This is a genomic window from Bartonella sp. MU70NMGDW (genome assembly GCF_042194085.1).
In the GTDB taxonomy this organism is placed as follows: Bacteria; Pseudomonadota; Alphaproteobacteria; order Rhizobiales; family Rhizobiaceae; genus Bartonella; species Bartonella grahamii.
Genome location: NZ_JBHIMK010000298.1, coordinates 1 through 1,413 on the forward strand (window position 1 = coordinate 1; position 1,413 = coordinate 1,413).

The following is a 1,413-nucleotide window of genomic DNA, read 5'->3' on the forward strand; positions in this document are numbered from 1 at the left end:
ACGGCTTTCGTTATCAAGACAGATGATAGTAATCATTCTGTCTCCTTAGCAAAGCTTGGGGATTTTGATGCAGAACACCAGAGATATGTCTCAAGCCACCCTTACGTGACCGGTCCACGATTTTCTTCAGTTAACGCACAAAGCTGGACTGCTCATCAAGATGAGGCTTTAGCTTTTCGAGTGTTGGCAGCCCGCTACACACAAACAGAAAAAACCATTGATCTTGGCACTTTTGATCTTGTTGATTGTTCTGATTTGCAAATCCGTGCAGCCATTGAATTGCCTTCAAGCGATTGTTCTGTCATCTTTGAAATTGAACGAAACAACGGCACGGTTTATCAACTTCTACCCTTTCAATTACTCAGTCTTACCGAATATATCAGTGAAAAGATAAAGCTTCGCGCCATTCTCAAAGGCACCGAAAAGCTCTCACCTGTTTTGTTTGCTCCTGTTCAATTGATTGCAGGAAAGATCCATAAAGAAGCCACTTATGTCACCCGTGCTTTTTCCTTTGGAGAAAAGGCAAGGTTAACCAGTTATATCAAAACCTTTTTACCAGGCGGTGCAACCTTTACACTCGAGATGCAACTGGATGATGGTGCTTTCACTCCTTTGAAATTAGAGGAAACAGAGCAACTCGCTGAACCGCTTTGGACAGAGCGCAAATTTATCAGTGGTGATAAAACAGCCAAACAAGCGCGCTTGAAATTGACCCTTACCGGTGGACCGGCGGCACGGTCCATGGTGTGTGATTTTGGTGCTGGTATATTATGAGGGGAGAATGAGACATGACAAAAACGAAAAAACTCGACATGGAATTGCCTAAAGAAGGACGCTTTATCAGTTCTGAATTCCCAATCTTGCGGGAAAACTTGACCAAAATTGATCAAGCCATTGTTGATATTGAGGAAAAGGTAGAGGGAAAAGCACCTTCAAAACACACGCATAGCATAAGCGAAATCACAGACCTTGAAGCGGCTCTCAAAGGCAAAATGTCAGCCGATAAAACCTTCTCATTTGCTGATTTAAGCGATATCGAGGGAGCACAAGATGCAGCCAACAATTATGTTCTCTATAAATCAAGCAATAATAACTTCACCTTTGGCAGTGCTGTCTCTCTATTAGGCGCACATCAACATAAAACCGAAGATATTGTGGGTCTTGACGATTTTAGAGCCAAGATCAATGAAGACCTCACAGCCTATGGTCGCCTAGCCAGCCCAAATGAATGGCGAAGTTATAATAAATTTACCAGCAAAGTCACTATGAGTGGTGGCTTAGAACTGTTGGGTAATTCGTCGTTTAACCTTATCCATAACAACAAAGTCGTTAGCAGTCTAAACACAACCGGAAGCATGTTGAAGGGACCTCTTAAAGTTGATGGTGCGGAAGTTTATAGCAAAAATGAAGCTC

Annotated in this window: 1 protein-coding gene and 1 pseudogene; both read left to right on the forward strand. The window is 42.6% G+C overall.

Going from position 1 to position 1,413, the window contains the following annotated elements:
- Nucleotides 1-774: pseudogene (locus tag ACFIKE_RS10580) on the forward strand (DUF4815 domain-containing protein); the annotation flags it as partial.
- Nucleotides 775-788: 14 nt separating this feature from the next.
- Nucleotides 789-1,413, forward strand: a 625-nt coding sequence (locus ACFIKE_RS10585; protein WP_375649854.1) for a Bgr_08870 family protein, incomplete at its 3' end; no start/stop codon positions are given.